Origin of the sequence: Burkholderia cepacia, from assembly GCF_001039005.1 — a bacterium.
GTDB classification, from domain to species: Bacteria; Pseudomonadota; Gammaproteobacteria; order Burkholderiales; family Burkholderiaceae; genus Burkholderia; species Burkholderia theae.
The window spans coordinates 1-21,082 of record NZ_LDWR01000048.1; the positions used below are offsets into that span (position 1 = coordinate 1).

Below are 21,082 nucleotides of genomic sequence, written 5' to 3' on the forward strand. Positions count from 1 at the left end.
CGATGATGTTCACGAGTTCGAGCTGGGTCTTCTGGCGGATCTTCTTGTCGAGCGCGGACATCGGCTCGTCGAGCAGCAGCAGCTTCGGGCGCTTGACCAGCGAGCGGGCCAGCGCGACGCGCTGCTGCTGGCCGCCGGAGAGCTGATGCGGCTTGCGTTGCGCGTACTTGCTCATCTGCACGAGTGCGAGCGCGTCGGCCACGCGTTCCTTGATCTCGTTTTTCGGCGTGCCTTCCTGCTTCAGGCCGAACGCGACGTTCGATTCGACCGACATGTGCGGGAACAGCGCGTACGACTGGAACATCATGTTCACGGGGCGACGGTACGGCGGCAGCGATGCGAGGTCTTCGCCGTCGACGAAGATCTTGCCGGAGGTGGCCGTTTCCAGCCCGGCGAGCATGCGCAGCAGCGTGGACTTGCCGCAGCCCGAGCTGCCGAGCAGCGCGAACAGTTCGTTCTTCGCGATCGTCAGGTTTACGTTGTCGACGGCCGTGCTGTCGCCGAATTTCTTCACGACGTTTTCGATGCGCACGAAGGTGTCGTTCGGCTTGAGCATTTCCGTCGTCGTGCGACGCACCGCATCAGGTGTACTGAATGAATCCCGTTTCATGATGGTCCGTGTTAAGCAGGTAAGCGAATCTCAGGCGTCAGGCGCGACCGGTCGCAAGGTCGCGCGGCACAGGCGGAGAGGGATCGAGCGATTCCTCATCCGGAACGAATGGCGCAACGAGGCAGGTGTGAGGGCAACGCACGGCGATCGGCGGCAATCAGCCACGACCGGCATCGGTCGTCGCGCCGGCTGTCATGAACATTTCATTGGTTTTCATCGGGCTTTCCGCACGTTTCTGTCGTCTCCAGTGCGAATTTTTAAACCCGTCAAAAACTTTATGGATCGCGGATTTCCGTTCCGGACATTGAACGGGATCGATGTTTGGGGAGGCGGGAAAACGGGGGGCACGACACAAACCCGCGCGGCAGCACGGGCGCCCGGCGGTACGTCAGCCGTCGGGCGGAGCGGAGGGTGGGGAAAACGAGCAGCCGGGGCGGCTGCGCCGCGCGACAGGTGCGCCGCGCGGGTCACGTCACTTCGCGTTCAGTTCCTTCCAGCGCCGGTAGACGCCGATAGCGTCACCGTGTTTCTGCTGCACCATCGGCAGCCTTCGTTCACCGATCGGCTTCGCGAACTCGGCATAGAACGTGTCGAGCTCGAAGTACTTGCGGTCGTCGCGGTAGAACGGCGCGTAGTCCTCGCGCGTCGTGATGTAGATCACGCGCTTCGGGCTGCAGTAGTACAGCGAGCCGAGGCACATCGGGCACGGGCTCGCGAGGATGTAGATCTCGCAGTCGGTCAGGTGCTCGGTGCCGAGCTTGCGGCACGCGTCGCGCACCGCGAGGATCTCAGCGTGTGCCGTCGGGTCGCTGGTCTGCGCGACGAGGTTCGGGCTCTCCGCGACGATCTCGCCGTCGCGGACGATCACCGTCGCGAACGGGCGGCCGCCCTCTTCCACGTTCTTCATCGCAAGATCGATCGTGTGCTTCACAAAATCCATGGCTGCGTCCTCGTTGAAACGGGATGACGGAAACGCGCGCCGGCCCGTGGCCGACGCACGTCGAGCGAACCCGCGCGGCTCCGTCGTCGCGGCGCCGCGCAGCACCGGCGTCAGAACGGCTTGGTCGGCAGGTACTTGCCGTCGAGCGTGATCACCGCGCGCGAACCGCCTTCGGGATCGTCGACCTTCTTCACGTCGAGCCGGAAATTGATCGCGCTGATGATGCCGTCGCCGAACTTCTCGTGGACGAGCGCCTTCAGCGTCGTGCCGTACACCTGCAGCATTTCGTAGAAGCGGTAAATGGTCGGGTCGGTCGGCACGCGATCGTCGATGCTGCCGCGCAGCGGGATCGTCTGCAGCAGCAGCACCGCGTCGTCGTCGAGGCCGAGCTTGTCGGCGACGACACGCGCCGCGTCCGCCGGCAGCGCATGCTGGCCGAGCAGCGCGGCCGTGACGAACGCTTCGCTCAGGCCCGTGCCTTCGGTGAGCTGCGCGAACGACAGGTTCTTGCGTGCCTTCGCGAGGACGACGGTCTCCGCAAGCGCGTGGCGGGCGGTCTGGCTGTGTTGGGACTGGATCATGGCAATACCTCGTGGGTGGGTAGGTGGAAAGGCTTCAGGCCGCGACGGAAAGCGTCGCGGGCGTGGCGCGGACGCCTGGATGGTCCGCCAGGGAGACGAACCGGCCGGTCGCGCCGTCACAGGCGTCGATGCAGCCCGATTCGATGTCGTAGACCCAGCCGTGCAACGCGAGACGCCCTTCTTCAAGCGCGAGCCGCACGGCAGGGTGCGTCTTCAGGTTCGCGAGTTGCGCGACGACGTTCTCGCGCACCATCGAGTCGATCCGCTCGCGTTCGCTGCGATGCGTGCGCGCCTCGTTCACGACGCGCGCCGAATCGGCGTAGCGCAGCCAGTGGCCGACGGCCGGCATGTGGTCCATGCACTGGCAGGTCGCGATCGCCGTCATCGCGCCGCAATCGGAATGCCCGCAGATCACGACGTCGGTCACGCGCAGCGCGGCCACCGCGTATTCGACCGACGCCGACACGCCGCCCGGCTCCGGGCCGTACGACGGCACGATGTTGCCGGCATTGCGGATCACGAACAGATCGCCCGGTTCGCGCTGCGTGACGAGTTCCGGCACGAGCCGGCTGTCCGAGCACGAGATGAACAGCGCACGCGGGTTCTGGCTGCGCGCGAGATCGCGAAACAGCGCGGCGCGCGCCGGATAGGCGTCGCGCTGGAACTTCAGGAAGCCTTCAATGATGTCCTTCATCGCCTGTTCTCCGGTTCGGGTGAAATCGATGAAGGGCAGGTTACGCCGCGCTTCCAATAAGGTAAAAGACTGATTTATGATCAGGCCGATAAGCAAGACTTATAGGAATCGCCATGCTGCTGCGCCATATCCATTACTTCCTGGCCGTTGCCGAACACCGCAGCTTCACGCGTGCGGCCGCCGCGCTGCACGTGTCGCAGCCCGCGCTGTCGCAGCAGATCCGCCAGCTCGAGGAGACGCTCGGCGCGCAGTTGTTCGATCGCAGCGGGCGCGTCACGCGGCTGACGGATTCAGGCGAGGTGTATTTCCGCTATGCGCGACAGGCACTGCACGATCTCGCGGAAGGCCGGCGCGCGATTCACGACGTGCAGGATCTCAGCCGCGGCTCGCTGCGGCTCGCGGTCACGCCGACCTTCACGAGCTATCTCGTCGGGCCGCTCGTCGAGGCATTTCACGGTCGTTATCCGGACGTGTCGCTGTCGGTACGCGAGATGTCGCAGGAGCGCATCGAGGCGCTGCTCGTCGACGACGAGCTCGATGTCGGCATCGCGTTCGAGGACGTGCAGACGGCGGATATCGAAGTGGAAACGCTGCTGGTCGAGACGCTCGCGCTCGTCGTGAACCGTCGGCACGCGCTCGCCGGGAAACGCAAGGCCGGCCTGCGCGCGCTGCACGACGCACCGCTCGTGCTGCTGACCGCCGAATTCGCGACGCGCACGCAGATCGACCGTTATTTCCGCGAGCACGACGTGCAGCCGCGCGTGCAGATGGAGGCGAATTCGCTGGGTGCGGTGATCGAGATCGTGCGCCGCACGAATCTCGCGACGCTGCTGCCCGCGACGATCGCGACCGGGCACGACGATCTCGTTGCCGTCGCGCTCGACCCGGCCGTGCTGCGGCGCACCGCCGTGCTGCTGCAGCGCAAGGGCGCGTACCGGAGCGCGGCCGCGCGTGCGTTCGTCGAGCTGGCGCTCGCGCACGGGGCGGGACCGGCCACCCGCACGCGGTAGCACGGCCGCCATACGCGGTCGCCGGCGGCCGTCGGGCCGGTCGCGCATGACGCGCCGGGGCAGCGCTACCCGCCGGCGCCGCAACGCCGGAGTCCCGCGATTTATCCTGTAAAATCGCCGATCGAGAGAATTTGTACGATAAAACCGGCGGTCGAATCGCCTCCCTGCTCATCGTTCTCGATTCAAGAGGGCCACGACGATGAATTCCCAAGAACTGGTTCGCGCGATCGGCGGCGGCCTGTTTCAGCAAGCTCGCCTGCTCAAGCTCGATACGCCGCTGGGCCAGAATGTCCTGCTGCCCCAGACCGTTCACGGCGTATCGCGGCTGGGCCGCGATTTCACGTTGACCGTCGACGCCGTCTCGACCCGCGACAATATCGAGCTGAAGAAGCTGATCGCGCAGCCCGTCACGCTGTGGATCGAACAGCAAGGCAACACCTATCTGCCGTGGCACGGCTACGTGCAGACCGCGCGCCGGCTCGGCTTCGACGGCGGCATCACCGCGTACCAGCTCCGTTTCATGTCGTGGCTCGGCTTCCTCCGGTACCGCCGCGACCAGCGCATCTGGCAGGATCGCACTGCCGACGAAATCCTGACCGACGTCTTCAACCAGCATCCGCAAGCCGCCGGCATGTTCCGGTTCGCGCTCTCGGCACCGCTGCGGAACCGCTCGTTCTGCATGCAGTTCGAGCATGACTGGCATTTCGTCCATCGCCTGCTCGAGGACGAAGGCCTGTTCGGCTATTTCGAGCAGGCCGGGGACGGCTCGCACCACACGCTGGTGATTACCGATTCGCTCCATTCGCTGCCCGCCGCCGCGCCGGCCCGCGTGCCGTTCCAGCGCACGGCCTCGGGCGACGAAACCCAGGCGCTCGTCCAATGGTCGGGCACGCGCACCCTGCAGAGCAGTCATTACACGACGCGCACGTTCGACTACAAGTCGCCCGGCACCGCGCTCAACCCGAAGGGCACCGATGTCCCGACCCGGCCGGATCAGGGCGACCTGCCGAACCAGGCCGAGGTCTATACGTACACGGGCCCCTATACGTACGGCGCCCAGGGCGACGGCAATCGCCAGTCGACCATCCGGATGGAAGAATGGGAATCGCGCGCGAAGCGGTTCCACGGATTCGGCGGCATGCGCGGCATCGACGCGGGCCGGGTGTTCGAGCTGACCGACCATGCGGCCCATCCGCCGTCCGAACAGGACGGCAACCGGTTCGCCGTCGTCGAGACGGTCTGGTGGATCAAGAACAACATTCCGGCCGTGCCGTCGCATTTTCCGCACGGCCTGGCCGCGCAGTTCGACGCGATGCAGGCGCAGCTCGGCGACGCGGCCGGCGCGATGACCGTGCGCCACGCCGACGGCAGCGAGGGCTTTTATTTCGTCGAGATCGAAGCGCAGCGCCAGACGGTGCCGTTCCGCAGCCCGTTCGAGCATCCGAAGCCCGAGATGCACCTGCAGACCGCGACCGTCGCGGGGCCGAAAGGCGAGGAAGTGCATACCGACGAACTGAACCGGATCAAGGTCCGGTTCCACTGGGATCGCCTGAACGAAGGCGACGAGCGCGCGTCGTGCTGGCTGCGCGTCGCGTCGTCGGACACGGGCGGCGGATACGGCAGCGTGCACGTGCCGCGCATCGGCGAGGAAGTGGTCGTCGACTGGATGTCCGGCGACTGTGACCGGCCGATCGTCACGGCGCGGCTCTACAACGGCGCGACCCAACCGCAGTGGCACACGGACGGGCTGCTGTCCGGCTTCCGCTCGAAGGAATACGCGGGCAGCGGCTACAACCAGCTCGTGATGGACGACGCGACCGGGCAGAACCGCTCGCAGCTCTTTAGCAGCACCGCGAACAGCCTGCTGCATGTCGGTTATCTGATCGAGCAGTCCGGCAACACGCGCGGCGCGTACGTCGGCAGCGGCTTCGACCTTCGGACCGATGCATACGGCGCCGTGCGTGCGAACCAGGGCCTGTACGTCACGACGCATCCGAAGGCCGTGTCGAGCCAGCCGCTCGACGTGCGCGAGGCGCAGCAACAGCTCGTCGGTGCCGAAAGCCTGCTCGAATCGCTGTCCGACGTGAGCGAGACACACCAGGCAGACACGCTGAAACCCGGTCGCGACGCGCTGAAGACGTTCACCGACGCAACCCAGCAGAGCGTGCCCGGTACCGCATCGGGCGGCCGCACGGCGGGCGGCGGCACGGGCAACGCGAACGCGTTCACGCAGCCCGTGATGCTGTTCGGCAGCCCGGCCGGCATCGGGATGGCCAGCCAGCAATCGCTGCAGATCGTTGCCGACCGGCATGTCAACGTCGTCAGCGGCCAGAACACCCACATCGCGGCGGGTAAATCGCTGGTCGCGAGCGTGATCTCGTCGGTCAGCCTGTTCGCGCAGAACGCCGGGATGAAGCTGTTCGCCGGCAAAGGCAAGATCGAGATCCGCGCGCACGACGACGATGTCGAACTCACCGCGCAGAAGACCGTGAAGATCGTCGCCGCCACCGCGCAGATCGACCTCGCGTCGAAGCAGCCGATCCTGTTGACGTCCGGCGGCGCGTATATCCGCATCGGCAACGGCAACATCGAGATTCACGCGCCCGGCAAGGTGGATTTCAAGGGCGGCAACCACAGCTTCTCGGGCCCGGCCAGCACCGACTACCCGCTGCCGCGCCTGCCCGAAGGCGTGTGTTCGGAATGCCGGCGCAGCGCCGCGAAAATGAAGTCCGCATTGACGCCCCGCACATGAAATCCGCCGCCTCCATGAAACCGTTTCACGATCTGACGCGCGCGTTGCCGCTGCCGGCGCAATGGCCGCGCACGACCGCCGTGCAGCGGCACGACGGTTTGCGCGACTGGCATCGCACGCAGCAAGCCGCTCACACGCGCCCGCTGCGCCTGCTGGCGCTCGTCGACGGCGCGCTGGACGACACGATGCTCGGTGCAGCCCGCGCGCAAGGCATCGCGTGGCAATCGCTGTATCCCGCCGCGATGCTCGAGGCGTCGCGGCCTGAAATCGGCCCGTTCCTGCTCGACCTGAGCGCAGACGACGACGCATCGCGCGCGACGATGCTCGACCTGCTGAATGCCGGCGGCGAGTCGGATCTCGTCGTCTGGCTCGCGACCGGCCATGCGTTACCCGAGTTCGCCGCTTATCTGCACCCGCTTGCCGAGGCGACGTTGCCCGACACGCGCCAGGCGCTGCTGCGTTATTACGATCCGTCGATCCTCGAAATCCTCGTGCCGGTCCTGACGCCCGTGCAACGGCGCGAACTGCTGGCCGCATTCGTCGAGTTGCGTTACCGGTTCGACCCGTGGGAGGCCGTGGCGGGCGAGGAACATGGGCCGCTGCCCGCACCCGCCGCGACACCGATCGTGTTCACGGACGCGCAATACGACGCGCTTGCGCGCGAAGGGTTTGCGGAAACGCTCTATTTCCAGTTGCGCGACGAATTCCTGCCGCCCATGTCGGCTGTGCCGGACCGCTGGGGCATTCGCTATGTGAAGGATCTGGTCGCGCGGGCGCGGGAGCGGTACGGGTTCGCGAACGAGAACGATCTCGCGTATTTCGTGCTGGTCGGGATGAACGTGCATCCGGCGTTCGACCTGCATCCGGCGATCGCCGACAAGATTGCGGCGCGCGGGGACGATCCGCCGCCGTTGTCGGACACGCTCGCGGCGGTCGATGAAGCGGTATGGACGGAACTGCTGGATGGGCACCCGCTGGCGGGTTATGCCGCCGAGCGGCAGCAGGCGATCGCGGCGATGATCGATACGCAGCCCGAAGCCGGTTGAGTGGCGGGAGATGGGAATGTCGAGCGGAATGCGTCGGGTGGTGGGCCGGGTGGCTGCGGCAGGGATCGCGATCACTGGGGGCTTGTCGGGTATGCAGGCACACGCCGAGAGCGACGGGCCGTATCGCGTCATCGGATACAACTTCACGGATCGTAGTATCTACAGTTTCACTATCGACGGGTTTGGGGCGGGAGGCTCTGCCACCCATAAACGCGGCGGCGGCGGCAAGTCCGTATGCTGCATGGACGTACCCCGCGGCCAAAAGACCTGGCATATCAAGATCAAGTACGAGTTGACTCAGGACCAGTACAAGAAAAACTTACCGTTCGACGTTTATGAAACGGATATTCCGGTTCCGGCGTTGCCGGACAAATCCCAGGGATATATTGAATTCCATTTCCTTCCTGATCGAAAAATCGAAGCCAAATGGGTCGGATATCCGACAGTTCCGCACAACCCGAATACAACGAGCAACGCCTCGTCCACGACGAACTGAATGCCAGGAACACCGACATGCTGAATCTACTTCGCCGCCTCATTCGCAACCCGATCGTCGTCGCCGTACTACTGCTGAGCGGCGCGTGGTGGGTACATGCGCAGACTGCGAGCTACGGGCCCTATCGCGTCGTGGGTTTCAACTACACCGACCGCGGGGTATATAACTTCGTCGTCGAGGGCTTCGGCGCAGGCAGCGTGCACGCCCGTCAATTCGGCGGCGGCGGCGGCACCGTCTGTTGCATGGAGGTACCGCGCAGCAAAAAGACCTGGCATCTGAAAGTCACGTACGACCTGACGCCTGAAGAAGATGCCAAGAACCTGTCGCCGGAAATCTACGAGACGGACATCGCCGTCCCGAAGTTGCCCAACAAGCGCGACGGCTATATCGAATTCCATTTTCTGCCTGACCGCAAGATCGAAGCCGAATGGGTCGAATATCCGACGATGCCGCGCATGCGCGCCACCAACTAGTCGAGCGAGGAAAGCATGCCGAATGAAGCCGCCGCCGCACAAGGCGCCACGCAAAGCCAATCCGAATCGGGCGCCGCGGCATCGCGAGCTGCACGCGCCGCGAGTGTCAGCGCGCAACTTCCGGCCGAACCGCCGAGCCCGTGCTTCCGTTGCAATCAGGAGATCTATCAGAGCTTCTTCTTCGACGGCTTCGCGCAAGGAATGGCCGACACCGATCGCCTGTCGAATATCGCACGTCTCTTCAACGCGCACACGGACAGCAGCGACGAGTTCGGCATCTACAAGATGTATTACGAGGGCATGGGCCGGGACCTGTCGGTGCAAACCGTCGGCACGGCCAAGAAGATCGTGACCGACTCCAGCGCCGCGCTGCTCAAGGAAGCCGACGGCAAGCTGATCAAGGATCCCGGCAAGAAGATCGCTACCGACATCGGCAAGCGGTTTCTCGACACCCCTGCGGACAAAGGGCTGCTGACCCGAGGCAAATCGTCGATCCTCGACGGACTGGAGCACGCCGGGGAAACCGCGAGAGGTCAGATCAAGGAATCATTGACCGCCAAGAAGGTGACCGCCGACTTGCTGCCGGCCGCCGTGACGATAGTGGCGGATTCCGTTCCGGCTGTCCGCGACAGTGAATTCTCTGCCGGCTATATGGGTACGGGTTTCGATGCACGCGTCAACAAGGCGGTCGACGATTTCAAGAACAACGTCGCGCATGCAAAGGCAGCCGATCCGCGTGAAATCAAGCGCATCCGCGTCTCGCTTTTCGGATATGACCGTGGCGGCGTGATTGCGCGCAAGTTCGCGAACGAACTGATCGGAAAGACGTGCAAGCAGAAAGACGGAAAAATCACTTACGACGGCATCGAAGTCCAGTTCGATTTCATGGGACTCTTCGATTGCGTATCGACTTCCTACGCGGATTCGATTTTCACCAAGGTCGTCGCGCCGGCACTGGGTATCGTTCCCGGAGAGGGAAAGGTCGCCAGCCTGAGCATCAAGGCATTGAGCCTGTTCGTCGCGCTGTCCAAACAAACGCTCGGGCAATTCGATATCCAGAAGGAATTCAAGTCGATCGTCCACCACGTCGCCGCGACCGAACTGCGCTTTTACAAAAACCTGGATTCGCCGCGAAAGTCGTCGGATCACGCGAATCTTCAGGAAATCGTCTATCCGGGCAGCCAGTCGGACGTCGGCGGCGGATTCGTCGAAGGAGAAGATCAGAAATCGGCCGAGCTGGCTCGCATATCCGCACGCAACATGCTGGACCGTGCGTGGTCGGCCGGCGTACCGATGCTGCCGCTCGCAAAATTGCGGGCGATATCGCCGATGGCTGCACGCGAATTCGACTACCGGAAGACCGTCAACGTCAACGGCAAAGATCTCAACGTCAACGATCTGTTCGGCGCGTACAACGCCATGCTGCCGAAATCGAACGGCCCGCTCGAAAACCACTTCCTCGAACACCAGAAGCTGTTCGTGTCATGGGCGCGCTTCGTTCACGATCGCACGGCTCACTCGAGCACCGGCAGCAACCTGTTCATCAATACCGTCGACTCCGACGTCTACAAGTCGATCTTCACGAGTGGCGGGGGCTTGCCCGACTACGAAGGCCGGGACTGGTACTACAAGGGCCAGGATCCGAATTCCAAGGTCCCGCAGTTCACCTTCGGCGAACGCCGGACGGTCGACGACATCTCGGACAAGACCGTGCGCGCATTGGCCACCGCATGGGTGCACCCGCCGAAGCTGTCGCCGGAAGTGATCGCGTTCTTCGACAACTTCGTGCACAACACGATTACGCGGCTCAACAACGTGTCGCTCGGCGACGGCGTGTTCATGACGCTTCGCGAAATCGAAGAGAAAGGCTGGGTCGCACGCCAGACCGACGTTGCGAAGGACTACGTGAAGAAAGTCCTCGGCAACGTGTCGAAAAACCTCAAGGACGCGCAGGACGAGTACGTCCGGCAGGTCACGTCCGGCCAGATTCCGCACGGCGCGTCGATCGGCGATCTCTCCGGCGACTGAGCAGTACACCCCGCACCAATCAGCCAACCCGCCCGGCCGCACACGCGACCGGGCGCCAACCGCATCCGGTCCCGCGTCAGTTGTACCCGAGAATCGCCACCGCCGCGACATCCGGCCGATCGAGCGTATTCCCGACGAGCGACGTCATCGGCTCCTGCAGCACGGCCTGATACGACGTCACGCGCGTTTCTTCCGGCACGCCCACGTCATCCGCCAACGGTTCGTCGAACGCATCGAAACCGCTGAAGAGCGCCGCCGGTTGTTTCTGCGAAAAAGTCATCTCCACTCCTTAGCTTGATTATGTTGTCGATGTTTTAACCAGCCTGCTTCAACGTCGCCGCATGCACGGTCGTGCCGTCATGCGCGGCCTCCGATCGTGCAAGCTGCGCACGCGTGCGCCGCGTGATGTGAATCACCGCGAACACGACCGGCGCGATCAGCAGGCCTTCCGCCAGTTCGGGATCGACCGGCAGGTTCATCACGTGCAGCGCCTTGAACGCCGCCGTCGCGAGCGACAGCACGTAGTACGAAATGGCGGCCACCGACAGCCCTTCGACCGCGTGCTGCAGATGAAGCTGATTGCGCGCGGTACGCTCCATGCCCGCCAGCAGGCGCGTCACGTCCTTTTCCTGCGCAAGATTGACGCGCGTGCGCAGCAGGTCGACCGCGCGCGCGATCCGCGCGGCGATCTGCTCATGGCGCGCCCACACGCTGCGGCACGTTTCCATCGCCGGTGCGAAGCGCCGCTCCATGAACTCGGCGATCGTCGGCATCCCTTCGATGCGCTCCTCGCGCAATTCCTGGATGCGCGCCAGCACGAGCTTCTCGTACGCCCGCGACGCGCTGAAGCGCGCGCCCGATCCCGCCAACGATTCGACCCGCACCGCGAGATGCGTGAGCTTGACGAGCAGCGCCGCGTCGTCGCCGTCGGCGCCGCTCGCGTCCATCCGCTGCATCAGCGCATGCAGCGCCGCGTGGACCTCGTCGAGCTCGCGGCTCATCCGGCGCGCGACGGGCAGCGCGAGCAGCGCCATCATCCGGTACGTTTCGATTTCGTAGAGACGCTGCAGCAGGCGGCCGCCCTGCTCCTCGCGGAAATCCTCGTCGACGACGAGAAAGCGCATGAAGCCGTCGTCGCGCACATGCCAGTCGCAGAACACCTTGCCGCCGCCGAGGACGTTGCTGCCGACGAGCGCGGGCCCGTCGATCCAGCGGCGCAGGTCGCCGCAGACGAGCCGCGCGGCGTCGCCCGACAGCAGTTCCATCCGCACCGCGACGAAGCGGATGCCGGCGAGCCGCGCGAACCACGCGGAAGGAATGCCTTCGATCGCCAGATCGTCGAAATAGCCGGTGTCGCGGCGCGGCGCGACGAACGTGAAGGTCGAGAATTCGGTGTGGCGTTCCCACTTCAGGTGCCAGCCGCATGGCGACTGCACCGCGTAATGCGTCGCGCCTTCGTGCGGCGCGGTTATGCCCGTGTCGCGGCACAGCGCGTGCAGCAGCGTTTCGTGGATGTCGGGCTGGCCGTCCGCATAGATCGCGTAATGCGTGAGCGACACGGCTTCGGCGAGCCGCAGGAACGGCCGGGCATGCAATTCCGCGGCCAGTGCGGCGCGCAACGGATGGTCGATCATCGAGACACCACTTTTCCCTGTTCAAGCCTGCGTGCCGGGCGGAGCGCCAGCGTGATCGCACTATGGCAGACACACAGCAACAATAAAAACGCATAATGCTGATCGTTACATTCAGTTTTCCTGATACCGATGAAGATGCTTGATCACGACGTGCTCGCCACCGTCGTCGCCGTCGCGGAGACGGGCAACATGACCCGCGCCGCCGAGGCCGTGAACCGCTCGCAGTCGGCCGTGAGCATGCAGATCAAGAGCCTCGAGGACGCGATCGGGCGGCCGCTGTTCGTGCGCAAGCCGCGCAGCATCGTGCTGACGCGCGAGGGCGAAGTGCTGCTGGGATTCGCCAGACGAATGCTGGCGCTGCGCGACGAGGCGTGGGCGGCCGTGGTACGACCGGAAGTGACCGGCAAGGTCGTGATCGGCGTGCCGGACGACTATGCGTCGTCGTTGCTGCCGTCGGTCCTGAAGAAATTCTCCGGCACCTACCCGAAGGTCGAGATCCAGGTGATGGGGCTACCGAGCAGCGCGCTCGCGCCGCTGATCAAGGACGGCACCGTCGATCTCGTGTGCGGCACGCGCATCAAGGGGTTGTCCGGCGACTTCATCCGCCACGAGCCGATGGCGTGGGCCGCGATGACGAACGGGCCGCGCGTGTGGGAAGAGCGGCCGCTGCCGATCGCGGTGTTCATGCCGGGCAGCGTCGCGCGCGAGAACGCGATCCGCAGCCTCGAACGCGCGAAGGTGCCGTACCGCACATCGTATGAAAGCCCGAGCCTGCTCGGGCTGCTCAGCATGGTCGAGGCCGGCCTCGCGGTCGCGCCGCTCGCGCGCTGCGCGATTCCCGCGCAACTGTCGATGCTCGGCCGCTCGCACGGGCTGCCCGACCTGCCGCCGCTCGAACTGATCCTGGCGCGCAGCACGAAATCGAAGCGGCCGCCGTGCGACTTTCTCGCGGAACAGCTGATGGAAGACCTGCAGCGGCAGACCGGGCAAACCGGCGACGCGTGATCAGCGCGTCGCGCCGAAACCCGCCGCGTCCAGCGCCGCATTGACGTTCGCGGCAACCGCATCGACGAGTGCCTCGAGCGTATCGCCGCGCACGTGCAGGTGTTCCGGTGCGACGTGCTCCACACGTTGCCAGCCCCACTGCGCGCCGGACGCGACCGACAGCGTCGCGCCGAACCGGTTGCCGTGGCGGCGGCCGAAGATGCTCACGCGCCGTTCGGCCAGATACTCCTGCTCAGGCAGACAGAGACGGATCTCGACTGCGACCTGGCCGGGATCGTTGACGCGTGCGGCCGGGCTGACCGCCGGCGCGAACACCTTGCCGATCCGCAACGTCACGCAGGTCTCCCAGGCCGCGAGCGGCCCGCCGTCCGCGTCGACCCGCTCGGTGTCGACCGACCACTGATGCCCGTCGGGCACGACGATCGCCTGATGCAGCAGCACTTCGGCGACGCGAACCGTCGTCACGAGCTGACGCGCGAGCTGCTGGCTCGACGGCAGCGACGCCGTCCGCACGCGGCGGCTTGCCGGCCGCGCGGTACGCACTTCTTCCGTGAGGTACATAGGCACTCCGTATTCAGGAACCGCGCCGCGCACGACGCGGCGCGCAACCGGCATGTCCCGGCTCACCGGGCCTTCGACCCGATCCGCAACCGGCGCGCGACCGGCCCGATCACCGCGTCGGCCTGCTGTGCGATCAGCATGTGCAGCGTGAAATCGAGGTCTTCCGGCGCGATGTCGAAGTGCACGTGAATCACGTCGCGCACGGCGCGTGCGCTGACGACGTACACGCCGAGCGGGGAATTCAGCAGCGCGGCGAGCCGGGTGCGCGCACGCTCGCCGGAGTCGGCCGTCAGCGTGACGGGCAACTGCAGGCGCGGGCGCGGCGGCGGGAAGGGAATGACGTTGTTGTGTGCACCGGCGCGCAACTGGCGGCCGGCAGCATCGAAGGCGGGAACGGGATGGATGAAGGTCATGGAGCGGACGGAAGCCGTCTCGGCTGTTCGACACATCCCCAGCTTAGAAGAGACCGCATAAACGTCGTGCAAAAAAACGGGGCGGCAGTGCAAAAAACGGCATGCGGGACGCGGCGCGCCGAATCGATCCGGCCCCGTGCCGCGTGGCCCGCCCCGCCCGCTCCCGCTACGCGGTTGCCCGGCTACGCGAACGCCTCGAGCGATGCGCGCCGCCGCTCGTCGACCATCGATTCGATCAGCGACACCAGATCGTCGGTCAGCGGGTCGCAGATGCCGGGCGAGCGATGCAGTTCGAGATCGGCCGCCGGCAGCGGCGGCAGCCCGTCCGTTTCGTCGAGCACGCGCCAGTTCTCGGGCAGCGTGCAGCGATCGATCATCGTCACGGCCGCGCCGTGGTTCACCGCGATCTTGATGCCAGTCGGGCTCTGGCTCGTATAGACGACGTGATACGGCCGCTCGGCCGTCGCGAGCGCCTGCAGCCCGCGCTGCCGGTAGCAGCACGTCTCGGGAAACAGCGCGAGCGGCACCGACGCCTGCGCGCCGAGCGCGAAATCCCGGTGCGCGGCCCACACGACGTCGTGACGGCCGAGCAGCCGCCCGCCCGCGTTCGGCCCGTGCCGCACGACGAGCGCGACGTCGAGTTCGCCGGCCTGCAGCCGTTCGAGCAGTTCGAGCGACGTCCGGCAATGCACGTGCAGGCGCGCACCAGGCCGCATCGCATAAAACGACTTCAGCAGGTCGGGCAGCCACAGCTCCGCATAGTCCTCGGGCAGCCCGAAGCGCACGATGCCGCGGTCGCTGCTCGTCTGCTTCAACGCGATGATCGCGTCGTTCTGTACCTGGATGATCCGCCGCGCGTGGATCAGGAAATTCTCGCCGTCGCGCGACAGTTCGAGCCGCCGGCTGTTGCGCATGAACAGGTGCGTATCGAGCCGCTCCTCGAGCGTGCGGATGCGCAGGCTGATCGTCGACTGCGTGCGATGCAGTTGCCGGGCCGCCGCGGTGAAGCCGCCGCTTTCGACGACGGCGACGAATGCCCGGATCAGCTCCGGGTCGAGCGAACTCAGCTTCGACCAATCGGGCTTCTGAATGGCAGCCATCGGAATTACTCGCTTTCGAAAAGAAAAGGGAAGACGAAAGATAGGGCTCGGAGTACGCCGATTGTTGTCCAGATGCGCTCGGCCCTCCAACCCCTGCCCGGGTATGACAAACCCGGAGCCGGGACGCGAACGTCCACCCGCCGATGCCGTTCCGCCGGCCGTCACGACGGCGGCCGCGGCCCGCCCGGCGGGCGTTTGCGCGCTGGGCCAAGGGCTTTCACGGAGACGACGAAAACTCATACCTCGATCAGAAAACATCGATTCACCGGCCGCGCCGCGGCCCACCACAATCGCCTCACACCAACCTTATCGACGAGACACCGCAATGACCGCATCCCAACCCAGGCAGCTCTACATCGGCGAAGGCTTCGAAGGCCCCGGCGTCAACCTCGCGCACATCAACGTGCTGGTCGGCCCGCGCAACGGCCCGGCCGGGCAGGCATTCGCGACCGCGCTCGCAACGCCGTCGGCCGGCCATGCGCCGTTCGTCGTGATCGCGCAGCCGGGCGTGCCGACCAAGCCGCTCACGCTGTACGTGAACAAGGCGCAGATCGCCAGCGACTTCCACGGCAACGCCACGTGGGGCGCGTCGCAGGCCGGCATCGCGAAGGCCGTGGCCGAAGCGCTCGAGAACGGCACGCTGCCGCCCGAAGCGGAGAACGACTGGGTCGTCGTGTCGGCGAACTGGGTGAACCCGCAGACCGACGATCTCGACGCCGTGTTCGAGAACAACTACCGCGCGTGCCGCAACGCGATCGTCGCCGCGATGGAAGGGCTGCCGCATCGCGACGCCGTGTTCGCCGCCGCGCGCGACGTGTCGAACCCGTTCTACACGCCGAAAAAGAACTGACAGACAACGCGCGGCCGGCCAGGCCGCACCAGGAGGAAGCATGGAATACGTCCGCCTTGGCCAGTCCGGCCTGAAGGTGTCCCGCCTGTGTCTCGGCACGATGAACATGGGCACGCCCGAGTGGAAGCCGTGGATCTTCGACGAAGCGCAGAGCGAGCCGATCGTGCGCCGCGCGCTCGATGCCGGCGTCAACTTCATCGATCTCGCGGATTTCTATTCGACCGGCGTCGGCGAGGAAGTGGTCGGCCGCATCCTGAAGCGCAACGCGCGCCGCGAGGAGCTCGTCGTGACGACCAAGGTCGGCTACGACATGGGCAGCTACCCGAATGCGGGCGGCCATTCGCGCAAGCACGTGCTCGACGGCATCGACGGGTCGCTGAAGCGCCTCGGGATGGATTACGTCGACATCTTCATGCTGCACTTCTTCGACGTGAACACGCCCGTCGAGGAAACCATGAGCGCGCTGCACGACATCGTGCGCGCGGGCAAGGCGCGCTACATCGGCGTATCGACGATGTACACGTGGCAGTTCGCGAAGATCATGCAGGCGTGCGAGCGCAACGGCTGGGACAAGCCGATCAACATGCAGCTGCAGCTCAACCTCGCGTATCGCGAGGAAGAACGCGAGATGGTGCCGTACTGCATCGACCAGGGCGTCGGCGTGTCGGTGTTCAGCCCGCTCGCGCGCGGCCTGCTGACCTGCGAGCCGCAATCGACGCGCAACCAGACCGACTTCTTCACCGCGCAGATGTACGGCGACGCGTCGTCGCTCGCGATCGCCGAATCGGTCGCGAAGGTCGCGAAGCGGCGCGGCGTGCCGCCCGCGCAGATCGCGCAGGCGTGGGTGCTGAGCCGGCCCGGCATCGCGAGCATGCTGGTCGGCGCGGATTCCGTCGAGCAGTTCGACAGCGCACTCGGCGCGCTCGAAACGCGGCTGACCGATGAAGAGCTGCACGAACTGGAACGCAACTACACGCCGTGCGACCTGATCAACGACTACACGGCCGGCAAGCGCATCGCGCGCGAGTCGCGTCCGGCGCAGGGCAGTTTCGCGGCAGACTGAAGCACTGAAGGAACGACACACGATGAGCGAATTTCTGAGAACCGGCCATTACATCGGCGGTGAATGGCACGAATCGCATGGCGCGAGCGACGCGACCTATCCGGTGCTGAATCCCGCGACCGGCGAGACGATCGCGAAGGTCGCGAAAGGCGGCGCCGACGACACGCAGCGCGCAATCGATGCGGCCGCCCACGCGTTTCCCGCGTGGCGCGCGCTGACTGCGAAGGAGCGCGGCGCACGCGTGAAACGCTGGGGCGAGCTGATGCTCGAACACCGCGACGCGCTCGCCGAGCTGCTGACGCGCGAACAGGGCAAGCCGCTTGCGGAAGCGCGCGGCGAAGTCGCCTACGCGGCGAGCTTTCTCGAATGGTTCGCGGAAGAAGCGAAGCGCATGTACGGCGACGTGATCCCGAGCCCGAAGCCGAACGCGCAGATCGTCGTCACGCGCGAGCCGGTCGGCGTCGTCGCGGCGATCACGCCGTGGAACTTCCCGCTCGCGATGATCACGCGCAAGGCCGGCCCCGCGCTCGCGGCCGGCTGCACGATGGTGCTGAAGCCGTCCGAGGAAACGCCGCTGTCGGCGTTCGCGCTCGCGGTGCTCGCCGAACGTGCGGGCGTGCCGGCCGGCGTGTTCAACGTGGTGTCGGGCGACGCGGTCGCGATCGGCGAGACGCTGACGAGCTCGACCGTCGTGCGCAAGCTGTCGTTCACGGGCTCGACGCGGGTCGGCAAGCTGCTCGCGAAGCAGTCGGCCGACACGCTGAAGAAGCTCTCGCTCGAACTCGGCGGCAACGCGCCGTTCATCGTGTTCGACGATGCCGATCTCGATGCGGCGGTCGAAGGTGCGATCGCGTCGAAGTTCCGCAACACGGGCCAGACCTGCGTGTGCGTGAACCGCTTCCTCGTGCAGGACGGCGTGTACGACGCCTTCACGCGCAAGCTCGCGGACGCCGTGCGCAAGCTGCGCGTCGGCAACGCGCTCGCGGGCGACGTCGACCAGGGGCCGCTGATCAACGAAGCGGCACTCGGCAAGGTCGAGCGACACGTCGCCGATGCCACCGCGAAGGGCGCGAACGTGCTCACCGGCGGCAAGCGCCACGCGCTCGGCGGCACGTTCTACGAGCCGACCGTGCTGACCGGCATGACGCCCGGCATGCTGATCGCCGAAGAGGAAACCTTCGGCCCGGTCGCCGGCTGCTTCCGCTTCACGACCGAGGACGAGGCCGTCGCCGCGGCCAACGACACGCCGTTCGGGCTGTCCGCGTATTTCTACACGCGCGACCTCGGCCGCGCGTGGCGCGTGTCGGGTGCGCTGGAAAGCGGGATGGTCGGCGTCAACGACGGGATCATCTCGACCGAAGTCGCGCCGTTCGGCGGCGTCAAGCAATCGGGGCTCGGCCGCGAAGGCTCGAAGTACGGCCTCGACGAATACGTGGAACTCAAGTACACGCTGATGGCCGGCCTCGGCCGCTGACCCCCGACCGCTCTCCGCGGTCGATCCGCGCCGCGCGCCGCCCGGCCGCGCGGCGCCTCGCACGGTTTCGCGGCGTCGTCCGACGCCCGCGCGCCGCATGCATGACAAATCCGGAGGCAGCTTGACCCAAGCCAACGTTCAATCCGGCACCGCCCGCGCGCTGCCGCTGTCGCGCGGCGTCGATGCGCCGCACCGCCCCATCGCGCTCGACGACGTGCCGCTCAACCGTTTTCACGTGAAGATCGCCGGCCTGACGTTCGGCGCGCACTTCACCGAGGGCTACACGCTCGGCACGATCGGCTACGCGCTCGCCGCGCTCGGCAAGCAGATGCCGATCGACGCGTTCTGGATGGGGATGATCGGCAGCTCGGCGCTGATCGGCATCTTCTTCGGCAGCCTCGTGTTCGGCTGGCTGTCCGACCGGATGGGCCGGCAGAAGATCTTCCTGACGAGCTTCGTGATCATCACGGCGGCCGCGTTCGCGCAGTTCTTCGTGAGCTCGCCGCTCGAACTGTGCTTGCTGCGCGTGCTAATCGGCTTCGGGATGGGCGGCGACTTCACGGTCGGCCACGCGATCCTCGCCGAGTTCTCGCCGCGCAAGCATCGCGGCGCGCTGCTCGGTTCGTTCAGCGTGATCTGGACGATCGGTTATGTCGCCGCGAACGTGCTCGGCCTCGCGTACAGCGACGCCGCGCCCGACGCATGGCGCTGGCTGCTCGCGTCGGCCGCGTTGCCCGCGCTGATCGTGCTGGTGCTGCGGATCGGCACGCCCGAATCGCCGCGCTGGCTGCTCGGCAAGGGCCGCGTGAAGGAGGCGCGTGCGATCGTCGCGAAACATTTCGGGCCGCACGTGATGCTCGACGGCTCGGCCGAGCCGCACGCGAATGCGGGCTTTGGCCGGCTGTTCCAGCGCGACCTGATCCGCCGGACGATCTTCAACTGCGCGTTCTTCGTGTGCCTCGTGATTCCGTATTTCGCGATCTACACGTTCCTGCCGACGATCCTGAAGACCATCGGCCTCGCCGAAGGCTTCGGCGCGGACCTGCTGCTGAACGGCTTCCTCGTGCTGGGCGCGCTGATCGGCATCTGGCTGACGATCCGGCTGTCGCGGCGCGGCTTTTTGATCGGTTCGTTCGCGGTGACGTGTGCGTCGCTCGTCGCGCTGGCGGTGCTGCCGTCGTCGGCGGCCATCGCGATGATCGTCGCGTTCGCGATCTTCACGTTGACGATGTCGGCGTTCAGCAACCTCGTCGGCGTGTTTCCGCCCGAATGCTTCCCGACCGAAGTGCGCGCATGCGGCGTCGGCCTGGCGATCGCGTGCAGCCGGCTCGGTTCGGCGATCGGCACGTTTCTGCTGCCGGTCGGCATCGCGACGCTCGGCTTTCACACGACGATGTTCGCGCTGGCGGGCGTACTGCTGGTCGGGATGATCGTGTCGATCGCGTGGGCGCCGGAGACGAAGCATCTGACGCTCGAGGAGGCGTCGGCGCATTGACGATGGAGGCAGGCTTCGTGCCTGCCTGCGGCGGTGCGCTCGCCGCTTTCGCATCGGCACGCTGCTAATGCGCGGCGGCAATGCAGAGTGCAGATTGTGATTCGAACGAACCCGGCCGAGGCCGGGTTCGTGCATTCCAGCCGGCGGTTTTCTACCTTCCCGACAATACGCGATTCGTAAAATCGCTCAGAAGAGAAGCGACGCGTAGTCCCGCGCGCCATGCAGGATGTGAAGAATATCGATCCGCGTCGGCGGATCGCCGACGACCCGATAGAAGATCTGATAGTTGCCGTACACGCGGTGTCGGACGCCGTGGCGCTCGAAGCGCGGCACCAGCGGAAACGCCAGCGGCATCCCGGCAAGACCCAGACACTTGTCGCGAATCTCCCGCACGAAGGTCACGGCTCGTTGCGGATTGTCACGTGCGATGTAATCGGCAATCGCTTCGAGTTCGGCGATCGCGAAGTCCGACAGGCGGACGGTCATGCCTGACGATTCGCCTGTGCCCGATACTTCGCTTCGAGGCGATCGAATACTTCCTGAGCATCGGCGCCGCGTCCTGCTTCCGCATCGGCCAGGCTGCGCGCGATCACCGCGTCCAGCGCATTCAGTTGCGCCTCGCGATCCTGAATCAGGCGCACGCCTTCGCGAAGCACTTCGCTCTTGGATCCGTAGCGCCCCGATTCGACCAGCTTCGCGACATAAGCCTCCAGTTGCTGGCCCAGTTCCGCACTGATCATGTCGACCTCCCGACCGCATTGAATTCGATGCATGAAGGGTAACTCCCTTATCAACTATTATCAAGAAGATGATCTCCAGATGGATCGGCGCGCATGCCGGCGCTGCCGATCGGGCGG

The 21,082-nt window shown here is 65.8% G+C and carries 22 protein-coding genes; 11 read left to right on the forward strand and 11 right to left on the reverse strand.

Translation table 11 applies throughout. The features are described from left to right. From VL15_RS27230 to VL15_RS27245, 4 genes are all read right to left on the reverse strand, one after another. Window positions 1-556: ABC transporter ATP-binding protein (locus tag VL15_RS27230; protein ID WP_048249764.1), on the reverse strand; the 556-nt coding region annotated here is incomplete at its 3' end. Between the two features lie 526 nt (window positions 557-1,082). Next, a complete protein-coding gene (locus tag VL15_RS27235) occupies window positions 1,083-1,550 on the reverse strand; it encodes a nucleoside deaminase (protein WP_048249765.1) in 468 nt (155 codons plus the stop codon). A gap of 110 nt (window positions 1,551-1,660) precedes the next feature. After that, entirely contained in the window at window positions 1,661-2,131 is a 471-nt protein-coding gene (gene cynS / locus VL15_RS27240) for a cyanase (RefSeq protein WP_047901820.1), read from the reverse strand. Between the two features lie 34 nt (window positions 2,132-2,165). Next, window positions 2,166-2,825 carry a carbonic anhydrase gene (locus VL15_RS27245; RefSeq protein WP_048249766.1) on the reverse strand — a complete coding sequence of 220 codons (660 nt, stop codon included), beginning with the start codon at window positions 2,823-2,825 and terminating at the stop codon, window positions 2,166-2,168. 113 nt (window positions 2,826-2,938) lie between these two features. Here VL15_RS27245 and cynR point away from each other — a divergent pair, with 113 nt between their 5' ends. The 6 genes from cynR (at window position 2,939) to VL15_RS27275 (ending at window position 10,630) form a co-directional block, all read left to right on the forward strand. Then, window positions 2,939-3,835, forward strand: coding sequence for a transcriptional regulator CynR (gene cynR, locus VL15_RS27250; protein ID WP_048249768.1), 897 nt, complete (start codon window positions 2,939-2,941; stop codon window positions 3,833-3,835). Window positions 3,836-4,034: 199 nt separating this feature from the next. After that, window positions 4,035-6,587: a type VI secretion system Vgr family protein gene (locus tag VL15_RS27255; RefSeq protein ID WP_048249769.1), complete on the forward strand. Its 2,553-nt coding sequence runs from the start codon at window positions 4,035-4,037 to the stop codon at window positions 6,585-6,587. Between the two features lie 14 nt (window positions 6,588-6,601). Then, window positions 6,602-7,633 carry a DUF4123 domain-containing protein gene (locus tag VL15_RS27260; RefSeq protein WP_230684527.1) on the forward strand — a complete coding sequence of 344 codons (1,032 nt, stop codon included), beginning with the start codon at window positions 6,602-6,604 and terminating at the stop codon, window positions 7,631-7,633. A gap of 10 nt (window positions 7,634-7,643) precedes the next feature. Further along, entirely contained in the window at window positions 7,644-8,129 is a 486-nt protein-coding gene (locus tag VL15_RS27265; RefSeq protein ID WP_196319628.1) for a DUF3304 domain-containing protein, read from the forward strand. Between the two features lie 17 nt (window positions 8,130-8,146). Then, the gene (locus VL15_RS27270; RefSeq protein WP_048249771.1) at window positions 8,147-8,602 is read left to right on the forward strand and encodes a DUF3304 domain-containing protein; all 456 of its coding nucleotides are present in this window, start codon (window positions 8,147-8,149) and stop codon (window positions 8,600-8,602) included. 15 nt (window positions 8,603-8,617) lie between these two features. Next, a complete protein-coding gene (locus VL15_RS27275) occupies window positions 8,618-10,630 on the forward strand; it encodes a phospholipase effector Tle1 domain-containing protein (RefSeq protein ID WP_048249772.1) in 2,013 nt (670 codons plus the stop codon). A gap of 76 nt (window positions 10,631-10,706) precedes the next feature. Here VL15_RS27275 and VL15_RS27280 read toward each other — a convergent pair whose 3' ends face one another. Next, window positions 10,707-10,910, reverse strand: a complete 204-nt coding sequence (locus VL15_RS27280) for a hypothetical protein (protein WP_048249773.1) — start codon at window positions 10,908-10,910, stop codon at window positions 10,707-10,709. 34 nt (window positions 10,911-10,944) lie between these two features. After that, window positions 10,945-12,264, reverse strand: a complete 1,320-nt coding sequence (locus VL15_RS27285; RefSeq protein WP_048249775.1) for a DUF3422 family protein — start codon at window positions 12,262-12,264, stop codon at window positions 10,945-10,947. A gap of 129 nt (window positions 12,265-12,393) precedes the next feature. Between VL15_RS27285 and VL15_RS27290 the strand changes: the two genes are divergently transcribed. Then, the gene (locus tag VL15_RS27290; RefSeq protein ID WP_048249776.1) at window positions 12,394-13,269 is read left to right on the forward strand and encodes a LysR family transcriptional regulator; all 876 of its coding nucleotides are present in this window, start codon (window positions 12,394-12,396) and stop codon (window positions 13,267-13,269) included. Here VL15_RS27290 and VL15_RS27295 read toward each other — a convergent pair whose 3' ends face one another. From VL15_RS27295 to VL15_RS27305, 3 genes are all read right to left on the reverse strand, one after another. Further along, window positions 13,270-13,830, reverse strand: a complete 561-nt coding sequence (locus tag VL15_RS27295) for a hypothetical protein (RefSeq protein ID WP_048249777.1) — start codon at window positions 13,828-13,830, stop codon at window positions 13,270-13,272. It lies immediately after the preceding gene. Between the two features lie 62 nt (window positions 13,831-13,892). Continuing rightward, window positions 13,893-14,243, reverse strand: coding sequence for a hypothetical protein (locus VL15_RS27300; RefSeq protein ID WP_048249778.1), 351 nt, complete (start codon window positions 14,241-14,243; stop codon window positions 13,893-13,895). Between the two features lie 182 nt (window positions 14,244-14,425). Further along, a complete protein-coding gene (locus tag VL15_RS27305) occupies window positions 14,426-15,343 on the reverse strand; it encodes a LysR family transcriptional regulator (protein ID WP_048249779.1) in 918 nt (305 codons plus the stop codon). Window positions 15,344-15,668: 325 nt separating this feature from the next. Between VL15_RS27305 and fae the strand changes: the two genes are divergently transcribed. The 4 genes from fae (at window position 15,669) to VL15_RS27325 (ending at window position 20,225) form a co-directional block, all read left to right on the forward strand. After that, window positions 15,669-16,193, forward strand: a complete 525-nt coding sequence (gene fae / locus VL15_RS27310; RefSeq protein WP_011356415.1) for a formaldehyde-activating enzyme — start codon at window positions 15,669-15,671, stop codon at window positions 16,191-16,193. Between the two features lie 40 nt (window positions 16,194-16,233). Beyond that, a complete protein-coding gene (locus VL15_RS27315) occupies window positions 16,234-17,256 on the forward strand; it encodes an aldo/keto reductase (protein WP_048249780.1) in 1,023 nt (340 codons plus the stop codon). A gap of 22 nt (window positions 17,257-17,278) precedes the next feature. Next, window positions 17,279-18,730 carry an NAD-dependent succinate-semialdehyde dehydrogenase gene (locus VL15_RS27320; protein ID WP_048249781.1) on the forward strand — a complete coding sequence of 484 codons (1,452 nt, stop codon included), beginning with the start codon at window positions 17,279-17,281 and terminating at the stop codon, window positions 18,728-18,730. A gap of 121 nt (window positions 18,731-18,851) precedes the next feature. Further along, entirely contained in the window at window positions 18,852-20,225 is a 1,374-nt protein-coding gene (locus VL15_RS27325; RefSeq protein WP_048249782.1) for an MFS transporter, read from the forward strand. A gap of 186 nt (window positions 20,226-20,411) precedes the next feature. On the opposite strand, the gene VL15_RS27330 is transcribed toward VL15_RS27325, so the two are convergent. Both VL15_RS27330 and VL15_RS27335 read right to left on the reverse strand, forming a co-directional pair. Then, the gene (locus VL15_RS27330) at window positions 20,412-20,711 is read right to left on the reverse strand and encodes a type II toxin-antitoxin system RelE/ParE family toxin (protein WP_048249783.1); all 300 of its coding nucleotides are present in this window, start codon (window positions 20,709-20,711) and stop codon (window positions 20,412-20,414) included. Further along, window positions 20,708-20,965 carry a type II toxin-antitoxin system ParD family antitoxin gene (locus VL15_RS27335; protein WP_048249785.1) on the reverse strand — a complete coding sequence of 86 codons (258 nt, stop codon included), beginning with the start codon at window positions 20,963-20,965 and terminating at the stop codon, window positions 20,708-20,710. The genes VL15_RS27330 and VL15_RS27335 overlap by 4 nt, the downstream gene beginning before the upstream one ends. Between the last annotated feature and the right edge of the window lie 117 nt (window positions 20,966-21,082).

Coding starts and splice junctions, on each gene's coding strand:
- VL15_RS27235 (WP_048249765.1), bottom strand. CDS start 1,550: ATGGATTTTGTGAAGCACACGATCGATCTTGCGATGAAGAACGTGGAA.
- cynS (WP_047901820.1), bottom strand. CDS start 2,131: ATGATCCAGTCCCAACACAGCCAGACCGCCCGCCACGCGCTTGCGGAG.
- VL15_RS27245 (WP_048249766.1), bottom strand. CDS start 2,825: ATGAAGGACATCATTGAAGGCTTCCTGAAGTTCCAGCGCGACGCCTAT.
- cynR (WP_048249768.1), top strand. CDS start 2,939: ATGCTGCTGCGCCATATCCATTACTTCCTGGCCGTTGCCGAACACCGC.
- VL15_RS27255 (WP_048249769.1), top strand. CDS start 4,035: ATGAATTCCCAAGAACTGGTTCGCGCGATCGGCGGCGGCCTGTTTCAG.
- VL15_RS27260 (WP_230684527.1), top strand. CDS start 6,602: ATGAAACCGTTTCACGATCTGACGCGCGCGTTGCCGCTGCCGGCGCAA.
- VL15_RS27265 (WP_196319628.1), top strand. CDS start 7,644: ATGGGAATGTCGAGCGGAATGCGTCGGGTGGTGGGCCGGGTGGCTGCG.
- VL15_RS27270 (WP_048249771.1), top strand. CDS start 8,147: ATGCTGAATCTACTTCGCCGCCTCATTCGCAACCCGATCGTCGTCGCC.
- VL15_RS27275 (WP_048249772.1), top strand. CDS start 8,618: ATGCCGAATGAAGCCGCCGCCGCACAAGGCGCCACGCAAAGCCAATCC.
- VL15_RS27280 (WP_048249773.1), bottom strand. CDS start 10,910: ATGACTTTTTCGCAGAAACAACCGGCGGCGCTCTTCAGCGGTTTCGAT.
- VL15_RS27285 (WP_048249775.1), bottom strand. CDS start 12,264: ATGATCGACCATCCGTTGCGCGCCGCACTGGCCGCGGAATTGCATGCC.
- VL15_RS27290 (WP_048249776.1), top strand. CDS start 12,394: ATGAAGATGCTTGATCACGACGTGCTCGCCACCGTCGTCGCCGTCGCG.
- VL15_RS27295 (WP_048249777.1), bottom strand. CDS start 13,830: ATGTACCTCACGGAAGAAGTGCGTACCGCGCGGCCGGCAAGCCGCCGC.
- VL15_RS27300 (WP_048249778.1), bottom strand. CDS start 14,243: ATGACCTTCATCCATCCCGTTCCCGCCTTCGATGCTGCCGGCCGCCAG.
- VL15_RS27305 (WP_048249779.1), bottom strand. CDS start 15,343: ATGGCTGCCATTCAGAAGCCCGATTGGTCGAAGCTGAGTTCGCTCGAC.
- fae (WP_011356415.1), top strand. CDS start 15,669: ATGACCGCATCCCAACCCAGGCAGCTCTACATCGGCGAAGGCTTCGAA.
- VL15_RS27315 (WP_048249780.1), top strand. CDS start 16,234: ATGGAATACGTCCGCCTTGGCCAGTCCGGCCTGAAGGTGTCCCGCCTG.
- VL15_RS27320 (WP_048249781.1), top strand. CDS start 17,279: ATGAGCGAATTTCTGAGAACCGGCCATTACATCGGCGGTGAATGGCAC.
- VL15_RS27330 (WP_048249783.1), bottom strand. CDS start 20,711: ATGACCGTCCGCCTGTCGGACTTCGCGATCGCCGAACTCGAAGCGATT.
- VL15_RS27335 (WP_048249785.1), bottom strand. CDS start 20,965: ATGATCAGTGCGGAACTGGGCCAGCAACTGGAGGCTTATGTCGCGAAG.